The sequence below is a fragment of the Muribaculum sp. NM65_B17 genome, from assembly GCF_004793735.1.
In the GTDB taxonomy this organism is placed as follows: Bacteria; Bacteroidota; Bacteroidia; order Bacteroidales; family Muribaculaceae; genus Muribaculum; species Muribaculum gordoncarteri.
The window spans coordinates 220558-237454 of the sequence record NZ_SRYY01000004.1; the positions used below are offsets into that span (position 1 = coordinate 220558).

20 protein-coding genes are annotated in these 16897 nt (G+C 43.1%); 9 read left to right on the forward strand and 11 right to left on the reverse strand.

The window, feature by feature from the left end:
- Positions 1–3: 3 nt before the first annotated feature.
- Complete coding sequence (locus E5354_RS07665) at positions 4–1866, reverse strand: TonB-dependent receptor plug domain-containing protein (protein ID WP_135947057.1); 1863 nt, start codon at positions 1864–1866, stop codon at positions 4–6.
- A gap of 102 nt (positions 1867–1968) precedes the next feature.
- Here E5354_RS07665 and E5354_RS07670 point away from each other — a divergent pair, with 102 nt between their 5' ends.
- Both E5354_RS07670 and E5354_RS07675 read left to right on the forward strand, forming a co-directional pair.
- The gene (locus E5354_RS07670) at positions 1969–2577 is read left to right on the forward strand and encodes a class I SAM-dependent methyltransferase (protein ID WP_123394885.1); all 609 of its coding nucleotides are present in this window, start codon (positions 1969–1971) and stop codon (positions 2575–2577) included.
- 55 nt (positions 2578–2632) lie between these two features.
- Positions 2633–3163, forward strand: a complete 531-nt coding sequence (locus tag E5354_RS07675; RefSeq protein WP_123394886.1) for an RNA methyltransferase — start codon at positions 2633–2635, stop codon at positions 3161–3163.
- Here E5354_RS07675 and E5354_RS07680 read toward each other — a convergent pair.
- Positions 3160–4830, reverse strand: coding sequence for a nucleoside kinase (locus E5354_RS07680; protein ID WP_123394887.1), 1671 nt, complete (start codon positions 4828–4830; stop codon positions 3160–3162). The two genes, E5354_RS07675 and E5354_RS07680, sit on opposite strands and share 4 nt — an antisense overlap.
- A gap of 164 nt (positions 4831–4994) precedes the next feature.
- On the opposite strand from E5354_RS07680, the gene E5354_RS07685 reads away from it, so the two are divergent.
- The 4 genes from E5354_RS07685 to E5354_RS07700 all read left to right on the forward strand — a co-directional run bounded on the left by E5354_RS07685 (position 4995) and on the right by E5354_RS07700 (position 7804).
- Positions 4995–5558, forward strand: coding sequence for a cob(I)yrinic acid a,c-diamide adenosyltransferase (locus E5354_RS07685; protein WP_123394888.1), 564 nt, complete (start codon positions 4995–4997; stop codon positions 5556–5558).
- Positions 5559–5616: 58 nt separating this feature from the next.
- Complete coding sequence (locus E5354_RS07690) at positions 5617–5838, forward strand: DUF2795 domain-containing protein (protein WP_016563122.1); 222 nt, start codon at positions 5617–5619, stop codon at positions 5836–5838.
- Positions 5839–6003: 165 nt separating this feature from the next.
- Entirely contained in the window at positions 6004–7317 is a 1314-nt protein-coding gene (locus E5354_RS07695; protein ID WP_135947058.1) for a tyrosine-type recombinase/integrase, read from the forward strand.
- Between the two features lie 181 nt (positions 7318–7498).
- Positions 7499–7804 (forward strand): hypothetical protein, encoded by a 306-nt coding sequence (locus tag E5354_RS07700; protein ID WP_135947059.1) that lies wholly within the window; start codon positions 7499–7501, stop codon positions 7802–7804.
- A gap of 338 nt (positions 7805–8142) precedes the next feature.
- Here the strand turns inward: E5354_RS07700 and E5354_RS07705 are convergent, their stop codons facing one another.
- The 6 genes from E5354_RS07705 to E5354_RS07740 form a co-directional block, all read right to left on the reverse strand.
- On the reverse strand, positions 8143–9021 hold the full coding sequence (locus E5354_RS07705) for a hypothetical protein (RefSeq protein ID WP_135947060.1): 879 nt from the start codon (positions 9019–9021) through the stop codon (positions 8143–8145).
- A 287-nt stretch (positions 9022–9308) separates the two neighbouring features.
- On the reverse strand, positions 9309–9821 hold the full coding sequence (locus E5354_RS07715; protein WP_135947062.1) for a hypothetical protein: 513 nt from the start codon (positions 9819–9821) through the stop codon (positions 9309–9311).
- A 4-nt stretch (positions 9822–9825) separates the two neighbouring features.
- On the reverse strand, positions 9826–10482 hold the full coding sequence (locus E5354_RS07720) for a zinc-ribbon domain-containing protein (protein ID WP_135947064.1): 657 nt from the start codon (positions 10480–10482) through the stop codon (positions 9826–9828).
- 363 nt (positions 10483–10845) lie between these two features.
- Positions 10846–11433 (reverse strand): tyrosine-type recombinase/integrase, encoded by a 588-nt coding sequence (locus E5354_RS07725; RefSeq protein WP_135947066.1) that lies wholly within the window; start codon positions 11431–11433, stop codon positions 10846–10848.
- A gap of 135 nt (positions 11434–11568) precedes the next feature.
- A complete protein-coding gene (locus E5354_RS07730; protein WP_135947067.1) occupies positions 11569–11898 on the reverse strand; it encodes an SH3 beta-barrel fold-containing protein in 330 nt (109 codons plus the stop codon).
- A 960-nt stretch (positions 11899–12858) separates the two neighbouring features.
- On the reverse strand, positions 12859–13236 hold the full coding sequence (locus tag E5354_RS07740) for a winged helix-turn-helix transcriptional regulator (protein ID WP_135947070.1): 378 nt from the start codon (positions 13234–13236) through the stop codon (positions 12859–12861).
- Positions 13237–13468: 232 nt separating this feature from the next.
- Between E5354_RS07740 and E5354_RS14185 the strand changes: the two genes are divergently transcribed.
- From E5354_RS14185 to E5354_RS07750, 3 genes are all read left to right on the forward strand, one after another.
- Positions 13469–13639: a hypothetical protein gene (locus tag E5354_RS14185; RefSeq protein WP_168353850.1), complete on the forward strand. Its 171-nt coding sequence runs from the start codon at positions 13469–13471 to the stop codon at positions 13637–13639.
- A 34-nt stretch (positions 13640–13673) separates the two neighbouring features.
- On the forward strand, positions 13674–14123 hold the full coding sequence (locus E5354_RS07745; protein WP_135947072.1) for a cupin domain-containing protein: 450 nt from the start codon (positions 13674–13676) through the stop codon (positions 14121–14123).
- Between the two features lie 322 nt (positions 14124–14445).
- Positions 14446–15081, forward strand: a complete 636-nt coding sequence (locus E5354_RS07750; RefSeq protein ID WP_135947073.1) for an FRG domain-containing protein — start codon at positions 14446–14448, stop codon at positions 15079–15081.
- A 145-nt stretch (positions 15082–15226) separates the two neighbouring features.
- Here the strand turns inward: E5354_RS07750 and E5354_RS07755 are convergent, their stop codons facing one another.
- From E5354_RS07755 to E5354_RS14460, 3 genes are read right to left on the reverse strand one after another with little or no spacing between them, the layout of a single operon-like run.
- Positions 15227–15883 (reverse strand): flavin reductase, encoded by a 657-nt coding sequence (locus tag E5354_RS07755; protein WP_135947075.1) that lies wholly within the window; start codon positions 15881–15883, stop codon positions 15227–15229.
- Entirely contained in the window at positions 15883–16425 is a 543-nt protein-coding gene (gene rbr, locus E5354_RS07760) for a rubrerythrin (protein ID WP_123394897.1), read from the reverse strand. Before rbr ends, E5354_RS07755 begins: the two co-directional genes overlap by 1 nt.
- 31 nt (positions 16426–16456) lie before the next feature.
- Positions 16457–16882 (reverse strand): Fur family transcriptional regulator, encoded by a 426-nt coding sequence (locus E5354_RS14460; RefSeq protein ID WP_123394898.1) that lies wholly within the window; start codon positions 16880–16882, stop codon positions 16457–16459.
- Between the last annotated feature and the right edge of the window lie 15 nt (positions 16883–16897).

Genomic DNA, 16897 nt, shown 5'->3' on the forward strand with positions numbered 1-16897 from the left:
TGGTTAGAATTTCACCTCAAATCCGGCCATTACGGTGGCTCCGGGCATGGGGAATCCTTCGTTTATTTCATAATGCTTGTTGGTGAGGTTGTCGCCTTTTACGAATATCTTGGCATCGCATATTCCGGCAATGTCGACATTATAAGCTGCACGTAGATTAAGCAGAGTGTAATCGTTTTTGGTGCCTGAGGTGACATTGGTGTACAGCCCCCATATCGACTGTACTTCGGCTGTGAACTCAAACTGACCGGGATTATAGTTGACCTCCGCGTTGAACTTGTTGCGGGGAGCGGCCAGGAGTGGTTTTGATGTATGCAGATAACTGTAGTTGGCGTTGGCGTTCCATTGACGATTGATTATATATGTAGCGTCAAATTCCACGCCTTTGTTTATGAACGATCCGGTATTGCCGTTGAGCGGACGGCCGTCGACCGTCGATGTTTGTATCATGTCTTTTCCATCGATGAAGAATAGTGACAGCCCTATGTCGAGATGTCCGTCGAGCAGTCGCTGGCGTATTTCGACATCGTAGTTATACATGTATTCGGGGTTGAGGTTGGGATTGGCCGGGCGGTAAAGGTAGAGTTCGCGAAGGTTTGGAGCTCTATATCCTTTGCTGAACGAGAACTTCACGGTGTTGTTGAGCACGGGATGCAATATGAATCCGGCCTGAGGCACCCATTCGTTACCGAATTGAGTGTTATGCTCGAGTCGCACTCCGGCGTTTACCGACATCATTTCACACAGTTGCTGCTGGAGCATCAGATAGCCTGCTACTTCGGTTTCTTTGCGGTCTATTATCTCTTCCCGGCCACCTTTGTCGAGGTCGTTCCAGGCATGTCCTCCGTATTGCTTGTAGTCAAATCCAAGGCTTAGGTCGCTGCCTGTCCACGGATTCAATGTTTCGTAGGCGGTAAATCCGCGGTTGAAGTCGGATAGTCGGAAAATGTAGTCCGTCGGTTCGGCATCGGGGGCATATCCGTCGTCGACCCAATGTTGTCCCCAGCTATAGTACATCTGAACGCCGCCTTTCAATCGGTCATACACATTGTTGGCATATAACGCGGCTGTGCCACGGAAGAAGTGGGTCCACATCGACAGCAACGGTTCATTTGTGGCACCCGGATTTCGGGCTAAGCTTTGCGTGAGGTTGATGTTGGCTCCTACGTTCCAGTTCTTGGATGTGTTGTAGCGTATCTGGGCAACTTCGTTTGCAAGCCAGAAGTCGCTTCCGGGTCGGTTGTTTTTGGATCGGTCGTATTGCGCTCCGGCTGTAGCCTGAAATTTATTGTGGCGGTAACCGAGGCTTATGCCGTAACGTTGTGTGGCGTGAGTACCCCACATCATGCGGGCTCTTCCTTGAAATCCGTTTCGATCTTGGTCACGGGTTATGATGTTGACCGAGCCGCCCATTGCATTTGAGCCGTAGAGCAGCGATGACGGGCCGCGCACGACTTCCAGATGGTCCACTTCGGTGGTTGTGTATGTGTCGGCGAGCGAGTGTCCGTATATTCCCGCCCAGTTGGGCAGGCCGTTGATCATGAACAGCACTTTGTTGCCTTGTCCCACGCCGCGTATGTTGATTGTTCCGGCCGAGCCGCCTGAAACTCCGTATCCGGCCATGCCTCGCTCGGTGACGAATAGTCCGGGCACTTTGTTGACAAGCACCGGAAGCAGCGATGTTTCGGTGCTGCGGCTTATCTGTTCGGCTGTTATGCGCATTGAGTTCAGAGGTATAAGCTCGATGTTTGTTTTACCGGGCTGTATGAATTGGACTTCATGCAGCGGTATAGTGTCATTTAACGAGCCGGCAAATGTGACAAGACTTGAGGCTGAAAGCGCAATCGACAATAATTGATTTCTCATTGATCTGGAATTTGGGTAATATTTAGGGTTCGTTGTTTTAATAATGAACAATTAAAATTATAAAATTGTTTTAAAGTTAGTAAAAATGTATAGTATATCATTATGAGCTGCCAGAATAATGTCGATTTTTTTGATTCCGTAGCCGAGTTATGGGATGAGATAAACACATATAATGTCGAAGCTATAAACCACATCATCGACAAGGCCGGTATCGGGCCTGATGATGTTGTGCTTGACTGTGGAACCGGAACTGGAGTGCTTATCCCCTATATTGTGGAAAAAATTACCGAAAACGGATGGGTCGATGCCTATGACATGTCGACCGAGATGCTTAAGGTGGCTCACCGTAAATTCTCGTCGACCGAAAAGGCAAGGTTCATTTTGGGAAATATAGAGCGCGACAGGTTGTTTGGTGCCTACGATCGAATAATGATGTTCTGCATGCTTCCGCATCTTGACGATCCTGTGGCTACGGTGGCTCGACTCTATGAAGGAAATCTGATGCCCGGCGGACGCATCGTGATTGCATTTCCTTCGAGCAAGGAGGAGATTAATTCCATTCACCATGAGCGACAGCATAACCATGTTCACAGTCATTTCCTTGTGTCGGCCGATGAGCTTGCCGATGACCTGAGGCATGCCGGGTTGAATGTCGACTATGTGGAGGACAACGACAGCTGCTACATAGTGCGGGTTGCCAAGCCTCAGTAGCTTGTAACGGCTATTTTTGCCTAAGCGGTAGATTTTAGCTACCTTTGCCGGCAAGATGAAAAAGAAGACCATTTGGGACTTGCACCGCATCTCCCCCGAAGAATTCAAAGCTTCCGAAAAGCTTCCGCTTGTAATGGTGCTCGACAATGTAAGGAGTCTTACCAATGTGGGCGCGATATTGCGCACCTGCGACGCCTTCAAGGTTGAGCGGGTGTTGCTGTGCGGTGTCACGGGCTGTCCTCCTTCGCCCGAGATTCACAAGACCGCCCTTGGTGCCGAGGATTCGGTCGATTGGCAATACTGCAAGGACACTCTTGAGGCTGTGAAGGTGTTGCAGGCCGAGGGCTACACACTGTGTGTGCTCGAACAGGTCGAGGGTAGCGTGTCGCTTGAGAAGATGACGGTCGAGCCCGGTCGCCGATATGCTATTGTTGCCGGCAACGAGGTCAAGGGTGTGGAGCAATCAGTTGTGGATGCCGCCGATGTGTGCATCGAAATTCCCCAGTTTGGCACAAAGCACTCGCTCAACGTATCGGTAAGCGCGGCTGTGGCCATGTGGCACTTCTTTGAAGCCTCGCTCCGTTAATAATGGAATGAAGAACCTCCCAAAAATTCTCGTAAGAGCGATGTCGACGGTATCAGCCTGTCGGTGATGGGAGTGAAATAGCTGAGTAATTTTCTTAATCGGTAGGCTTCGGCATACTCCCTGATGTCACGCGGCACTCCGTTGAGAATGTCATCGGCAAGTTCCTTCATGACCCCGAGTTCAAAGATTAATGAGGAGTTGAACATCGCATCGGCATTTTCCTGGAACGGGAATATCCACTTTTCTTCGCCTCGACGCACACTTGGCCATCGCTTTATGGTGTCGGTGGCGCTTACACCACGGTATTTGTAGTCACGTATTATTCTTCGCAGCAGTCGGTTGTCGGTTGTCGGTACCCAGTTGTGGTCGTCGATCGACAGCGTGGTTAGTGCCGACACATAGATGAGATATTTCATCTTGGCGTCGATATGGGCCGTGAGTTCGGGATTTAGACCGTGGATACCTTCGATCAGCAGCACTGAATTGCTGTTAAGTTTCAGCTTTTTCCCTTTGTACACACGATGTCCAAGTTCAAAGTTATAGGTTGGCAGATTCACTTCCTCGCCGGCAATAAGAGCGTTGAGGTCGCTGTTGAATGTTTCGAGGTCGAGGGCATACAGTGATTCGTAGTCATAGTCGCCGTCAATGTCACGCGGTGTAACCTCGCGGTTGACAAAGTAGTCGTCGAGCGATATCATTTTAGGCTCAAGGAGGTTGGTCATAAGTTGTATGGCAAGCCTCTTGGTGAATGTGGTCTTTCCCGATGATGACGGTCCGGCGATGAGCACGATCCTTGCGCCTCCTTCGGCGTAACGGCGTGAAATGTCATCGGATATTCGTCCTATTTTTTTGTCATGCAGTGCTTCGGCTACATTTATCAGCATGGCCGACTCCTTGCTGGCTACAGCTTCGTTTAGCTCACCCACGTTGTCGACCCCGATCACTCGGTTGAAGGCCAGGTAGTCGGTGAATGCGTGATACATCTTCTCCTGTACGATTGGTGACGCAACCATTGAAGGGTTGCTGCTGTCGGCTCCAAGCAATAGGAATCCGTCCTTATACAGCTGGAGGTCAAATATGTTGAGCATGCCGGTCGAAGGTGCGAGATTGCCATAGTAGCTGTCGCACACATTGTCAAGGCGATAATATACTGTATATAGTTCATGGGTGGAGCGTAGCAGCTTGACCTTGTCGTCAAGCCCCTGCTTTTCAAATATCTTTATCACATCGGATGTAAGACGCTCCTTGCGTTCAAATTTTATATCACGCTTTACGAGCTCGGTCATCCGGGCCTTTAATCGCGCGACGACATCCTCGTTTACGGTTATGTCGCCTGTGAGCCTACAGTAGTAACCGCGTGAGATGGAATGTTCGATTATAAGTCTTACACCGGGAAACAGGTCGACTACCGACTTGTAAAGCATCATGCACAGTGAGCGCACGTAGACGCGATGCCCCGAAGGACTTTGACGAGTAAGGAACTCGACTTGCTTGGGAGCGAACAACGGAAACTGTAGGTCCTCGGTCTTGTTGTTGACATGAGCGCATATCGGATGCTCGGGAATGCGGTCGGCGATGGTGTTGTATATGTCCATAAGCGTATCGCCGCCCTTGAACGGAATATACTCTTCTATATTCTTGCAGTAAACTTTCAGTTGGTCACTCATAATTTAATAGTCGAAAATGAATTATACTCTTGTAAAGATACAAAAGTTAGGGCAAATAAGTTTCCGGCAACAGTTAAAAAAATCCAAGACGATTATTTATTGTATTTGTCACTTTTTTTGATTACCTTTGCCGCCCATTACAAATCAAAAACACTTTTAACGTTATGACTAAAAGTAAGATATACACTCGTACGGGCGATCTCGGAGTGACTTCGCTCGTTGGCGGACAAAAAGTGAAGAAAACCGACATACGCATTGAGGCTTACGGTTCGGTTGATGAACTCAATGCCAACCTCGGCGTATTGATTGCAATCCCCAATCTTCAGTCTGAATATGTCGACCTGCTCCGTTTTGTTCAGAACAAGCTATTCAACATAGGCGCATATCTTGCGACTCCAAATGTCGATAATGCCATAACCCACTGCAACGGATTGACCCATGAGGACATCGAGCGCATCGAAACCTCAATCGATGTTATGGACGCTCAGTTGCCTCCGTTGACATCGTTTGTATTGCCCGGAGGAACACATCGCTCGGCAGTCGCTCACGTGTGCCGCACAATGTGCCGTCGCTGCGAGCGTCGCATAGTTGCTCTATCCGACACTACCTATGTCGATCCCAACGTATTGAAATTTGTGAATCGATTAAGCGACTTTCTCTTCGTGTTTGCACGTTTTAACAATGTCGCCAATCAATTTGATGAAATATTTTGGGATAAGAATTGTTAGTTAATCAATAGACAGACTAATTCTACCTTTCTAATAACTATAAAAATTAAATAGACCTATGTATTGGACATTGGAACTTGCATCAAAGCTCGAAGATGCACCTTGGCCCGCAACCAAGGAAGAACTTATCGACTATGCAATGCGTTCGGGAGCGCCGCTTGAAGTAATCGAAAACCTCCAGGAAATGGAAGATGAAGGCGAAACCTACGAATGCATCGAAGATATCTGGCCCGACTACCCCAGCAAAGAAGACTTCTTCTTCAACGAAGACGAATATTAAGTCAAAAAAGCGATAAAAGACGCTGAAATACAACTTAAATCATAAGCCATTGGGGACAATAAGTAAGTTCTCAATGGCTATTTTTGTCCCCTTATGGCTTGATATTTGTCCCCATTTATTGCTATCTTTGCAAAAATATTCCAAACAATTAGGATAGCAACATATATGGGAAGACCGAAAATTACAAAGATTAGCGGAAAACTCTACCTACGTACTGACCGTAAACCTGACAAAAACGGTCGTTTACCTCTATATCTCGATTATACGCTTGGCACAAAACACGCACGAATCGAAACAACCGTGTGGATTGAGGAGAAATATTGGGACAAAGAAAAGAAATCTATCAGTCCCAAACATCCTCAATATGCCCGATTGCAAAATCAGATAGAAAAACAGCGCAGGGATATTGATGAGCGTATATTTTCATTTAATGAAAGAGGAGCGAGGTTAACTATTGACGTACTTCGACAGCTTGTTGCAGGGAGAAATGCGCAAGGAGCATCTTCAAAAGAAGACCTACTCACATACGGCAAGAGTGTGATGAATGATGAGTATAAATTAGGTAAAATTGGAGTGGCAGTTAGAGATAACGCTTACTCAAACTTCAATCAATTTCGCAAGTTTTTATTACAGGTTTTCAAGGAGGATTCTATATTTTTAAATGAATTGACTGTTGACCTTATAAGGCAATATATCCTGTGGAGGCAAGGCAATGGAAATACAAATGAAACAATAAATAAGGCAATCACTCCATTTATTAAGATAGCTAAACGTGCAGCTGAGGAAAATTTGTTGGATTCATCAATATCATTTGGCATAAGCGGACTCTATCTTAAATCGCAAAAAGAACTCGGAAGCGAGAATGAGGATGGCGATGTTAGATATTTGACAGAACAACAAATGGGGCAATTCCTCAAATTATATGATGAGGCAAAATACGACCGTACTCGCGATTACATGGATATGTTCTTGTTTTCACTTAACGCGTGCGGTATGCGCGTAAGCGATATGATAACATTGGAATGGGCATCAGTAGACCTCAACAATGCCCTCATCAAAAAAATCATGTATAAGACAAAGCAACTATGTACTATTCCGATTAATGATATGGCAGTGGAAATATTGAAGCGTTGGCAAAAGCGTACAGGTAAAAACCGTTTTGTTTTTGGATTACTCCAAGACGATTTTGATCTATCTGATGATGAGGAGGCAAAACGTAAACGGCTTAATAAAAACAGGGCATTTATCACCTCATTAAAAGCGATTGGAGATAAGATGGATTTGCCGTTTAACCTTTCTCCTCATGTTGCACGCCATACCTTTGCGGTATGGGCACTGCAAAGAGGCGTAGATATTCATAAAATAAGCGTACTTATGGGGCATTCAAGCATTATGGTGACTGAAAAGGTTTATGCAAAGTTCCTTCCCTCAACACTTCAAGATGAGGTGAGAAACAAACTCAACTTCAAATTCGATTAAGTTAATTTAACAATAAAATCCTTGACAAGAGGGCTAAAATTTTGTAATTTCGTAATGCAGTTCAGCATCGCCTGCCCTCATTGTTGAGGTCGAGTCTTCAAGACATACTATCAAAGCAACCTTTACCATTTCAAGGTGCAGATAGCCTTCAAGATGCGCAACCCGAAGGAGGGGTTGAAAAATGGACATCTTAAATCATTCAGCTTCACTAATTTTGGTCGATAAAACAGTTATCGACAACTTAATTCAGACAGTCAAAGAGCTTCAGTCTGAAATTAAAACCATAAAGGTAAAACCATTTAAGAGTATTTTCAACAATCAGGAAATCAAAGGGCTTCTTGGTATTCAAGACAAGTTACTGAAAAAGTACCGAGATGAGGGGCTGTTGGCTTACACGCAAGTTGGTGACAAATATTGGTATACTTGGGATGACATACAATCGTTCTTACATTATCATAGGGAGGAGGCATACGCTTTAGCAGGTTAACCACCTATATAATAGATTAGTAAAAGGTTGTTTGATAGCCAATTTGATATACTACGTTGCGTATATGTATATTCCCTTGCATTAATCTCTACATATCATTTATTGTTGAAATTCTGTTTGAAAACTGCCACGGATTTAATACCACCCCAATTCTGAAATATAAGCATAGGGTATTTGTATTAGCATGAGCAACTGTTTGACAGCGGTATCCTCGCACTCAGAATGAGGTTAAATCTGTATTGAGGTATATTGAAACACACGGCTCTGTATGTAATCAGAGGCTAATAACTATCAGCCCCACAGTGCAAGCATCCCCCCGATTCCCCTACAGTATTTCCTTACTTGAAAATTAAATCTGTAAGCGAGTAGCTTTTCCGTTGTTTTGTGAATCTTATTAGTCTCCTACTGATATTCTCAAATAGGAGTAGACGTGACTCCTCATCAGACAGGCGAATGTATAAATCCTCCTCACTCCATTTTAAGTCATTCAGGATTTTGGCTATTTGCTTATGACTACCACATCGAACTTCAAGACGGTGGATTCCACAAAATCCATCCTCATCCTCGATATACGTTTTACCACTTTTTTCTTCAATCTCAAGCGATTTATCATACCCAATAATTTGTAAATCCTTACTTTTACTTCCGTTGCGGATGTGAAAGGTTTTATGTTTATATGGGCTTTCTCTACTTCCAAAATAGTGCCCATCGACCTCGGGGACTAATTCGTTCATAGCATCAGAAGTCTTCTTGCCATTTATTATGACAGAATAATTCTCGTTACGAAAAATTTTATAGAATCGCTTGACTATATTGATGTTTGAATCAAGTGCAATATCAAGTTTACTGATTTGCTTGAAAGTCAACCCAAGGGCATCCCCTATGTAAAACCGACCATGCAACAAAAATTCCTTATCATCGTAGAGGGCTTTGTTTGTATAGCTGAAATAAACGTCCTTACGATTGATATTAAATGATTCCCAGTATATTAACCCGATAAGAGTTTTACGATTATACCCATCATAATAGAAAACATTGAACTCAAACTTGTATTTTCGGCTCTCCTTGCGTTCCAAGATTAGGTCGTCGAACTTGATTTGAAGCGGTTCATCAGATTTTTTTGCCTGAATGTGTGCTTCAAAAAATTCATTCCACCCATCGGGAGCAATATATGTGATTTCAAGTTTATCAACAACGAGTTTGTACTTGTATACCATGTTCTTCTTGTGCTGCTATTTATATGTAAATATACATAAAGTTCAATAAAAACCAATATAGACCAATGCAAAGAATCAGACGAACATTAAGCGAGCAGACCAAATATAAGATGAGACTTGCCAAACTCGGCAAGAAAAACCCCATGTTTGGTAAGCACCATTCTCAGCAGTCCAAGCGCAAAATTAGTGAAAAATTAACAGATTATTGGCGAACAATCCCTATGGTGTAACAATAACGGTTGACCTCAACTCAATGAAGCCAACCGTATATGCCATTCGTTTAGATTTTAGAGTCTCTTGTAATCGTAATTTATTGTACCGTTTAAAGAGTATGTTGTGCCTTCGTTATCCGAAGTTTCAAATCTGAAATTATTAAACTTCAAGCCACAACCTTCGGAGTAATCAACAACTGTTATATCTCCATTAAGAACAGTTGTAACTTTCAGCGCAACCTGCGAACCTGAGACATTCCCTGCCCCGTCTCTAACAACAATATGAACGCGAGATGGGTCAAGTTTCGTTCCTCTTTCTAATGAGTTGCCGAAACGGTCATAGTATAAGAATACCGTTTTATTCCCACTCTCCGCTTTAATAGTAGCAACAAAACCGTATGCATCATTCTCCGTGTCGATGAGGTAAAACGCCGTACCGACAGTATACGTAGAGTTATCAAATGTTACGGTAGTTGACGTTGAAGTCGAAACATCATCGGGTTCATCGTCATCGTCCCCACAAGAGGTAAGGGCGAAGCTGAAAGCTGCAAACACCACTGCCATCAGCGAGTAAAGAAACTTTTTCATAAGTTTAGATTATTTCAATAGATAATAGATTTTGAATAACGCAAATTACAGCAAATAATCCTCCTGCGCCCAATGAAGCAAGTAAAGCCATAAAGAATGGGAAGCCAAGAATCATGAGAAAGAGGAAGCCAAGAAAGAATCCACACGCGGCTGTTATTATTGCGGTCGGAAAAACAGCAGGCTTATCCTTCTTAACATAGAAGGCATAGATGAATCCGAAAATCGGGAAGATAGCACACAACAATCCCATTATAAAAGAAAGATGGTCAGAAGTTACATTGCCATCCTCGTCTGTCACCTCAAATCCGAGTCCACCTGTTAATCTGCTATATGCAAGACTACAAGTATAATCTTGATGAGGCTCAAATGTGAAGGTGTGTTTCGCAGTACGGAAGCCACATTTTACAGTTACTTCTGTTTCTTTTGAGGGGATTGGAATATCAACGGAAAAGCCTTCTTTGAATGAGTATTTACCAACTGATTGACCATTTATGAGAAGGTCAACGGTTGTATCCATTGCCATCCATTTGCCCTCCCATTCTATATGGAGAGTGCCAAATTCGTCGGATACAGTGACGGTGATTGGCGCACCACATTGCGGACATACAGAAGCCTTATCGCTTACTTTTGCACCGCATTCGTTACATATCACTAATGCCATTATATCAATATAATGCGCTTAGTAGCTCAATGGCGCGTTTGTTTGGTTTCCGTTATAAACATAAAAGAAAGCGGAGCTACAATCTCACTTGCTCAATCGCTGTGGGCTTCGACTCCCATAATACACGGCAAGTGATAGCAACTCCACTTTGACCGTATATCATGTTATGTGATATTACAAGCCAAAGAGAGCGTACTTTCACCACCATTCCGTGTATTGTTGAAGTTGTCGAAGTTTCAGCGATTGGAACGATGCGAAAACGCTTACTTAATATGTCCGCGACTCCATTCGGAATCACGGTGCAAAGATAGCAATTTTCTGTGAAAGTACGCTCATTTAGAGCGAAGTATTTAACTGACAACCTTAAAAGTCAAGTAAATCATAGGTTTCAAGTAACTCTTTTTCCCTCAATCCAAGATAAATTTTTGTAATCGCTACGGATGAATGATTGAAAAGTTCTGATAATTTCACAAGAGCCAACTGCGCGTTTTCACCACTCTGCTCAAACACCCTGCGTCCGAAAGCCTTCCTCAACGAGTGGCAAGAGAAGTTATCAACTTTGATATGATACCTGTCTTTTATCTCTTTCAATCGAATGTTAATACGTTGAGTAGAGTACACCATTTTTTTACGCGATAGGAAACAGAGTGCATCCAAGTCCTCAACTCCAAGAGCCATCTTGCATTTTTCAATATGGGTGCGAAAATCAGCATTAACCTTAACCGTGCGAAGTTTAGTTGTTTTCTGCTCCGTGATTGTAAAACGGTCGGTATCCAAGAGCATTCGCCATGTAAGCCGTCTTAAATCTGATACTCGCAATCCGAAGAAACAGCCACAGCCAATAAACAATGACATGGTGTAATCACCATCTTTATAAAGTCTACGGATGAGGCTCAACATCGTATTCCATTCTATGTAATCTGCGGTTGTTTTAGTGCCCTTTACACTCATTTTTATCTTTTTGATGAGGTTAGTGAATATTCAAAATATCCCACAAAATTAAGTTGTTGACTTTCAACCCATATTCACTTTGTGATAGAAAGTGAATGTTCGGGGATGGTGGCAAAACCGCCCCCCCCTGTCATATCAGAAAACTTGTACAAGATTCTCCCATCTGAATGACCTCCACTCTCCGCACTCCACATCGAAATAAGCGGTTGTTTTGAAATACTCACGGCTTACACCTCGTCCGTTGGTTTTGGCGTTGGCGATATTGCGCTGTGTCGTTCCCCATGCCTCACGAAGTGAGCCGTCTTTCTTTTTGAAAACGAAATGAGCGATACCGTTTGAGAGTTTAACTTTGAGTGTGTCGATTAACATTGCCTTCATTACGCCCATCTCGGCTGAGTTAGTGCGTGTGGCGATTACAGTGGCGCGGTTAGCGGTTGAGTCGTTGATTACGATAGCGTTTACCATATCTTTGGGGTGTTAAGAGTTATTGTTTCTATTTGACGATACAAAGATATGACATATATTTAATATCTGCAACTTTGGATTGCTAAAGTATGTTAATTATATGGCATATCTTTAATAAATGCGATATTTGTGGTATCTTTGCCAATAATAAACACCCAAAACTATGGATAGAACTGTAATTCACGTTGAGCTTGATGGCAAACACCACTACTTCGGAAGTCTCGCCTCAATCTTTGACATATTTACACCTCAACAATTAGGAATAACATACGGCTCACTACGCAATTATGGATTATGTGAGGAAAAACCGTATCATAATTCGCATTGTACAATAAGAAAAGGAATCCTCATCACCAAGAGTGGAAATCGAGGTCGAAGGCCTGAAGGCGCATAGCGTTTTATCGTCTTTTACAGTCAAATATATGTCCCCAAAAACAGCATATTAAGGACTAAATGATTGTTATTCAATATTACATATTTTTAAAACCGAAGAGGAGTATTGACATAAAATCCTCTCGATTTTAAGACATAAATAACTAATATCCAAGCGATTGATAAGTAGCAAAATAAACTTGTCAATCGCTTTTTGTATCCTTTTACCGCACGCATGATTATTGCTAATCAGAAGGTTACATACGGGATTTAGAATAAACTTGGCTAAAATACATTCTATCTTCCGATGTTTATCTCGGTCACGCCTCGATGAGCTAAAGGTTGTGAGTATCTTGGATTCTGAGATGTGTAATATATCTATTCCTCGGCTATCTCGATGGCGCAACCCAATTCGCCCAGTCATGCGGAGGCGGTAGCAACGACACCTCACTATCTTGGGGACGCAATGAAGATAAAGATGACCGCCAATTTGCCTACCGCTGCATGATGCGAGCGCACAAGATGCTGAAACCATCTCAGCTAAAACGAGGGTTGGGAATAAGACTATGCAATCAACGACCTTTTACTTCACTGAGTTCGCAAATCTTCATAGGCTTTGCGGTGAGCCATCACTGTTTTCATGTTTGTCTGTGCCCATTCTGTAAGCTGCTGTATGAGCGGGAGAAGTGATTTTCCCAACGTGGTAAGACTGTATTCAACCTTAGGAGGTACAACGGCATAAACCTTCCTGTCTATAAAGCCGTCGGCCTCCAGTGTGCGCAAGGTTGATGAAAGCACTCTCGATGACACATCTGGAATCAAGCGGCTGAGTTCATTGAACCGGATAACGCCTTGTTCGCCTATGATAAGCACAGTAAGAAGCGCCCACTTGTTGCCGAAACGGGCTATGACATTTCTGACAGGGCACATCTCTATAATTGAACCTGTTTCCTCTTTCTTTCTCATATACAAGGATGTTTACTTTTATTTGCAAAGTTAGTAATTAGTTTTAATATACCTTCATAAAATCAACTGTCCCTATACATGGTCGATAAAAAGTAGTTGATTGTGAATTTTTTTCTCTCTGATAATCAGTAAAACCGATAAAAAGGTTACTATGGGCTGAAAATGTAACTTCTTGACAGATAGATGCTATAGTTGTAACTTTGCAGAAAATATGAAGATAAAGCAAAACGATATGGATAGCTTAAAACTCAATCTTGAAGTGATGGACAATTTCATCCGCTTCATAAACACCGGTGACATTGACCTCGGTCAATCGATAATATCGCCGGATGTGGTGTTTTACGCATCTACCCTGTTCTCGATGCTCATACAACTCGGTGTTATTCCTGAGCTGCAACATTGATATAAAAATCTTAACACTCAAATTAAACTCTACAATGAAACAGATTCAAACAATCGAAAAAGGCGCGAATTTCAGCGCGGCAAATTTTGGTAACCTCGCAGCCATTAAGGATTACGTTCTTGAACTCGGTCCGGAGGTCAAGATACCCGGAAAAGTGTTCGGCGGTCAGGCTGTCGGTGCAAACGGCGGAGAATTTTCATTTCAGGTATTTGCTCCCGGTCAGGAAACCGGATTCCTGCACACCCACAAGAATCATGAAGAACTATACTTTTTCATGAGAGGCAGGGGGGAGTTTCAGGTTGACGGGGAGGTCTTTCCTGTCGAGGAAGGCTCGGTGGTCCGCGTATCTCCCGATGGGCGCCGCTGTGTCCGCAATAACGGCACCGAACCTCTTGTGATGCTCTGCGTGCAGTATCGTGGCAACACGTTTACAGCCGATGATGCCGCTGACGGAAACATTCTCAATGAACCTATTGAATGGTAAGCTTACTAAAGAGGGTGTGTCTATTTTGACACACCCTCCTGGAATATCTGGTAATCTTAGTCTTCAATAATGCCTGAATAATAAATTCATAGAATTAATAGCATTCCATCGCCTTTTATGACAAAATAGATTTGTTTATTATATGCATCGATAATGCAACTGATTGATGGATAAATCCTTAAACTTAATTGAACAAAGAGGAGTATTGATATAAAATCGTTACGATTTTAAAACGTAGGAGGTAGTGTCAAAATAAACTGCCTTTATTTTTTTTGTGATTATATTGCAATAAATTCATTTGCAGGGCTTATATTTGCATATTATGATGAACGATAAATTACCTTCGATGCCTTCGGATGAAGATGTGAATTCCGATGGATATGTTTTTAAGGATGTATTTGAAGTGTTCAACTATATAAAGTCCAAGGGCTGGGACATTGGATGGTATGCGGCACCTCATTTTGAAGTAATGACATTGTATGATAACCATGTCGTGGCATCGCCCACTCCATTTTCACCGTTATATAGAGGGCAAAGCTCTTATTATGAGCGTTGTCTGCCATCGCTTTATCGCAGAAAATGGAGCGATTTGCAGAAGTTGGAACGGCTTGTACAGATAGAAGATTTCAAGACTATCCTTAATGACAATCCTGAAATAAAGGATGAGATTGAGGGCGGTTTGGCCGTCAATTATATCGGACTTGCCCAACATTACGGCATAGAAACCAATGTGATTGACATGACCAACAGTTTTGGCGTAGCTGCATTTTTTGCCACATCTGATTATGATAGCCTTACACATACCTATCGACCGGTTATGGAAATTGTGAGAAAAGGCGTGATATATTTTATGCCGACGGGTATTTTTAATTTCGGGCCAACTCTGGATAACCAGGTGTGGCCCATCGGCATGGAAGCTGATATGTCGGACTCCCGGTATGAATATGACACCATTTGATACGATGACAGATTTGCTATCTCAGGACTTTTTAAGATCCTACCGACAAAAAAGATTTTCTTTTCGCTGCAGAAATCATCGACTGCAGGGAAAGAAAATCTTTAGTAGTTGTTAAGCTCCACTCGACTGTCGGTCGATTGCGCGATTATATCTCTTTGAAATGCGAGCGGTCGAATCCGCATATCGGACATACGAAATCGTCAGGAAGATTAGTTTCCGATTCTACCTCATAGCCGCATATGTCACATTTGAATCTGCGCACATCTTTCTTGGTCACTGTAGTCGACTCCTGTTCGCTACGGTAGGTGGGGGCGTTTTTGGGCGCGCTTCCTTTTATCACTTTGTGGTAATACTCGTATGTCATGGGTGCGCCGCTTCCATCTTGCGTATCCTTCAGTTTGCTTATGACAATGACATGCGTTCCGCAGTCTATGAAATCAGTGACATCCAGAACAAGACGGCCGCAGAAGTTGCCTTTGACAGCCGGAGCACCGTCAAGGTCAACATATCCGAAGTCGGCATATTTGTCGGCATCACGCGATGACCTGAATCCGAAGGAGCTGATTATCATAGGATCAGTATCTTCTGATATGATTGATATGCAGAATTTTGGATTCTTCTTTATACAGTCAAGGGTGTAATTCTTTTTGTTTAGACAAATTGCCAGCGTAGGATTTTCACTTGTAACTTGAAAACAGGTGTTGACAATGCAACCGGCGGGCTTGTCGTCGGAATAGCATCCGACAACATATAGTCCGTAGGTTATGTTATATAGAGCATTGCTGTCCATCGCTTCCGGCATTAATAGTTTTTTGCCTCTATTTCAAAGAAGCTGCGCTTGTGATGGCATACGGGGCAGAGTTCAGGGGCTTTCTTGCCGATGTGTATGTGTCCGCAATTACGGCAAATCCATACAGTGTCGCCCTCGCGTGAAAACACGATGCCTTCTTCAATGTTCTGCAACAAACGACGGTAGCGTTCCTCGTGGTGCTTTTCTATCGCGGCGACAGCGCGGAAGCGATAAGCTATTTCCGGGAATCCTTCGGCTTCAGCCTCCTCAGCCATTTTTGAATACATCTCGGTCCATTCATAGTTTTCTCCTTGCGCTGCAGCTTGCAGATTGTCCATCGTGTCCGAGATTTCGCCTCCGTTCAGCAGTTTGAACCATAGTTTAGCATGCTCTTTTTCGTTGTTTGCAGTTTCCTCGAAGATTGCTGCAATCTGCTCGTAACCGTCCTTGCGTGCTTTTGATGCAAAATACGAATACTTGTTGCGTGCCATTGATTCACCGGCAAATGCTTCCTGAAGGTTACGCTCGGTCTTTGTTCCTTTTAAATCTTTCATTTTCTTGATTATTATTTGGTTATTAAACTGTTTATATTTGTTTTTTGCTGCATTCCGGGCATACGCCTTTAAAATATACATTTATGTTATCACACAAAAAATCGGCAGGGACTGTCAATATCGACATATCAAGTGGAATGTCAAAAATTTTTTTGCAGGTGCGACATATAAAATGTGCATGCGGCGTATTTAGTGTTGAATCGTACCTGGTGGATCCGGATGATATGTTGATATCGTTTATAAGGCCATTCTCAGCGAGCAATTTTACGCTATTGAATACCGTTGTGCGTGATAGTGTTGGATTATTCTGATGCATGAAGGAATATATTTCATCGGCAGTAGGATGACTATCGCATGAGGATATAAATTCTAAAATCTCAAGCCTCTGCATAGACGGTCTTATGCCCGCGTCAGTGAGCTTTTTGAGAAGAGTGGTTTTGTCGTCACAACTTTTCATCTGGAATCAAAACAA